Below are 3,529 nucleotides of genomic sequence, written 5' to 3'. Positions count from 1 at the left end.
ATACAAAGCACTTGTCCGGTTTTTATCTCGTCGCCAACATTTACGAGTAATGGCTTGTCAGGGCTTGCTGACCTGTAAAAAGTACCGATCATCGGCGACTTGACTGTGATATAGTTAGCAGTCTCATCCTTTACAGCTGCCTGTGGTGCCGGAGCCGCGCTTACGGCTGCCGGTGCAGGCGCTTGTGGTGCAGCAAAAGCCTGCGGGGCTTGTTGCACAGGTGCAGCCGTCACATAGGTCGGTGCCTGATTGGTCTTTATGGTAATTTTAAACTCTTTCTGCTCAATTGATACTTCATTTACCCCAGATCTGGAAACGAACTTGATGAGTTCCTGAATTTGTTTAATATCCATTTTCAATAGTTTAGTTTTTGGTTAATCTAAAATTATGATAAAATTCTCTTTAAGTACTGAATTTTATTGTTGTTTATATCAATCCGGCATTGGATTGAAATCATCAACTTCAGTTTTCAGTTTTCAGTTTTCACCTTTCAGTTTCTCACCTTTCACCTTTTATCTTCCACCTCAATAAGCCCACTTCAAATATATAGACCCCCACGTAAACCCACCACCAAAAGCGGCAAGAATAACGTTATCGCCCTTTTTAAGTTTACTTTCCCATTCCCATAAACACAAGGGGATGGTACCATTGGTCGTGTTTCCGTATTTTTCTATATTGATCATCACTCTTTCCGGAGCAATTCCAGTACGGTTACTTGTGGCATCTATAATTCTTTTATTAGCCTGGTGAGGAACCAGCCATGCAACATCGTCGGCTTTCAGGTCATTTCTGTCCATCACCTCCGCGGCAACATCCGCCATATTGGTAACGGCAAATTTGAAAACGGCCTGGCCTTCCTGAAATAGATAGTGCTCGTCGTTTTCTACTGTTTCATGACTTGCCGGCCTTAATGAACCTCCGGCTTTTTGGTGAAGGTATGGGCCGCCAGCTCCGTCGCTTTTCAGGATGGAATCTATCACACCATTACCTTCTGTATTTGGTTCCAGTAATACTGCTCCGCAGCCATCGCCAAATATAATGCAGCTGGTGCGGTCTTTGTAATTTATTATCGCTGACATTTTATCGCCACCGACTACTAGAACTTTTTGATATTTACCGGTTTCTATGTATTGCGACCCGGTAGCTAAACCAAATAAAAAACCCGAACACGCTGCGTTCAGGTCATATCCCCAGGCATTGTTCGCGCCAATTTTATGAGCAAGAACATTTGCTGTGGCCGGAAACATCATATCTGGTGTAGTGGTGCAGAAAATGATTAGGTCTAATTCGGAAGCGCTGATGCCGCGTTTCTTGAGTAAGCCATTAACCGCAATAACGGCCATGTCAGATGTTCCAAGGTTCCCTTTAAGGATCCGGCGTTCTTTGATACCGGTACGGGAGGTGATCCACTCATCGTTGGTCTCAACCATGCCCTCCAGTTCTTTATTAGTTAGAATATAGTCTGGTACGTAGCCATCAACGGCTGTTATTGCAGCATGGACTTTTGACATAATACTTGGAATAATTATTTAAAAGCTTCTTTGATCTTATCAACAAACTGGGCCTCTACCATCGTACGGCAAAGCAGGACCATATTTTTAATTGCTTTCGGACTGGAAATACCATGGCCGATTAGAACAGGGGCATTAACACCCAAAATCGGGCTGCCTCCATATTGTTCGTAATTGAACCGGTCAAAGAATTCATCTTTGAAACCTTTCTTTAAAGTAAGGATATAAAACGTTTCGGCTAATTTAAGCATCACATTCCCTGTAAACCCATCGCAAACGATCACGTCTGCCTTATCATTGAACAGATCGCGGCCTTCAATGTTTCCGACAAAATTCAAGTTAGTTTTTTGCAGTAGTGGAAAGGTTGCCTGTGTGAGTACATTTCCTTTTTCTTCTTCCTCTCCAATATTCATCAAAGCTACTTTCGGATTGTGCACGTGATAGACATGTTCAGCGTAAAGGCTTCCTAAAATGGCGAATTGGGCCAGTACTTCCGGCTTGCAATCAGCATTTGCTCCTACATCGAGCATTATGCCGAAGCCGGATTTAAGTTTAGGAACGTTGGAAGCAATTGCAGGACGTATTACACCCGCTACCGGTTTTACACTAAACATTGCACCGACAAGCATCGCACCGGTATTACCGGCAGAAGAAAATGCGTCGATTTGCCCGTCTTTGAGATACTGGAAACCTAAGCTTATGCTGGAATTTGGTTTCTGAAGCACAGCTTTTGCCGCATGTTCGCCCATACCAATCATTTCTTTGGTATGAACATATTCAAAAACGTCAGGATCTACCCCGTTTTCAGAGAGCAAGGGTAAGGCTTGGTCTTTATCGCCAAAAAGAACGATCTTTTGATCTGGCAATAAGGCTTTTTGGGCTTCTATAGCTCCCAAAACAGCTGCTTTGGGAGCGAAGTCTCCGCCCATTATGTCTAAGCCAATCTTCATTTCTGAGAGATATTAAGCTGCAGACGTATTTTCGATAACCATTTTACCGTTGTAATATAAGTTGCCATCAACTGTATATGCACGGTGAGGTAAATGTACTGCACCTGTAGTTTGACAGGTAGTTAAACCTGGAGCCACAGCTTTATAGTGTGTTCTTCTTTTATCTCTTCTGGATTTCGAGATTTTCCGTTTTGGATGTGCCATTTTTTGCTATGTATTTATTTACTTTTTAATATTCTTAAGCGCTTCCCAACGTGGATCAGCAGCTTCAGTTTCTTCATTTGAGCCGCCCGAAAGCTGCTTTAACTTCTCAATCATTTCCTGGTCGCACCATTTTGTGTTCCCTTCATCAACGCAACGGTTAATATAAGGAACGGCCAGGTTAATATATTCATAGATCAGTGTAGCCACATTGATCTCATTTTCATTTTTGGTTAGAACGACGATCTCCTCAGTATCTTCCTCAAGATCAATATTGCCCGTAAACTTTGCAATCTGGCGTTCATCTATTTCTACCTGATAAGGATAGTCTGCAAGACAAACATCACAACCCAGCATCATCTCTCCGTTTATACGAAAATGCAAAAGCATCATCGTCTCTTGTTTTTCAAGATCCAGATTTACCTTCAGCTTTCCGCTTTTTACAAGAGAGTACTCAAAGGCACTGAAAAAAGTATCATCAACGTCAAATTCGAACTGATGAACTCCAAGTTTTAATCCGGTATACGGAATGCTATATTGTTGTAACGATTTCAATGCACGGCAATTGAGCCTGCAAATTTACGAAAATTTATTTAGTTGGGAAACAGTTTTTGAAAGTTGTACGTTGGGCCTTATTAACAACCAAAACCACTCAATCCCTGTCCTTTGAAAACTTGCTAAGCTTCAAGGGGTTGGAAACTAATTCCAGGCTTTCTTTTCGGCGCGCTACAATATTAATAGCTGTAAAAAGGGCTTCCCGGAAGGAGCTTTCAGAAGCCTGATTCTTACCCGCTATGTCGTAACCCGTTCCATGATCGGGGGATGTACGAACAACAGGCAGGCCGGCTGTGAAGTTTACACCATTAT

General features: G+C 42.4%; 6 protein-coding genes. All 6 read right to left on the bottom strand.

Annotation, left to right across the window (positions count from 1 at the left end):
- A partial coding sequence (locus WBJ10_RS06515; protein WP_424288714.1) for an acetyl-CoA carboxylase biotin carboxyl carrier protein occupies positions 1 to 353 on the bottom strand: 353 nt, incomplete at its 3' end.
- Between the two features lie 171 nt (positions 354 to 524).
- Complete coding sequence (locus tag WBJ10_RS06510) at positions 525 to 1,511, bottom strand: beta-ketoacyl-ACP synthase III (RefSeq protein WP_424288713.1); 987 nt, start codon at positions 1,509 to 1,511, stop codon at positions 525 to 527.
- Between the two features lie 14 nt (positions 1,512 to 1,525).
- The gene (plsX, locus tag WBJ10_RS06505) at positions 1,526 to 2,461 is read right to left on the bottom strand and encodes a phosphate acyltransferase PlsX (RefSeq protein ID WP_424288712.1); all 936 of its coding nucleotides are present in this window, start codon (positions 2,459 to 2,461) and stop codon (positions 1,526 to 1,528) included.
- A 12-nt stretch (positions 2,462 to 2,473) separates the two neighbouring features.
- Complete coding sequence (gene rpmF / locus WBJ10_RS06500) at positions 2,474 to 2,665, bottom strand: 50S ribosomal protein L32 (RefSeq protein ID WP_424288711.1); 192 nt, start codon at positions 2,663 to 2,665, stop codon at positions 2,474 to 2,476.
- Positions 2,666 to 2,683: 18 nt separating this feature from the next.
- Positions 2,684 to 3,217 (bottom strand): YceD family protein, encoded by a 534-nt coding sequence (locus WBJ10_RS06495; RefSeq protein ID WP_424288710.1) that lies wholly within the window; start codon positions 3,215 to 3,217, stop codon positions 2,684 to 2,686.
- A 97-nt stretch (positions 3,218 to 3,314) separates the two neighbouring features.
- Positions 3,315 to 3,529 (bottom strand): 4-hydroxythreonine-4-phosphate dehydrogenase PdxA (locus WBJ10_RS06490; RefSeq protein WP_424288709.1); only part of this gene is annotated, 215 nt, incomplete at its 5' end.

The sequence above is a fragment of the Daejeonella sp. genome, assembly GCF_049655485.1.
Lineage (GTDB): Bacteria > Bacteroidota > Bacteroidia > Sphingobacteriales > Sphingobacteriaceae > Daejeonella.
This window is presented reverse-complemented; position numbering and strand designations above follow the sequence as displayed.

Coding starts and splice junctions, on each gene's coding strand:
- rpmF (WP_424288711.1), bottom strand. CDS start 2,665: ATGGCACATCCAAAACGGAAAATCTCGAAATCCAGAAGAGATAAAAGA.
- plsX (WP_424288712.1), bottom strand. CDS start 2,461: ATGAAGATTGGCTTAGACATAATGGGCGGAGACTTCGCTCCCAAAGCA.
- WBJ10_RS06510 (WP_424288713.1), bottom strand. CDS start 1,511: ATGTCAAAAGTCCATGCTGCAATAACAGCCGTTGATGGCTACGTACCA.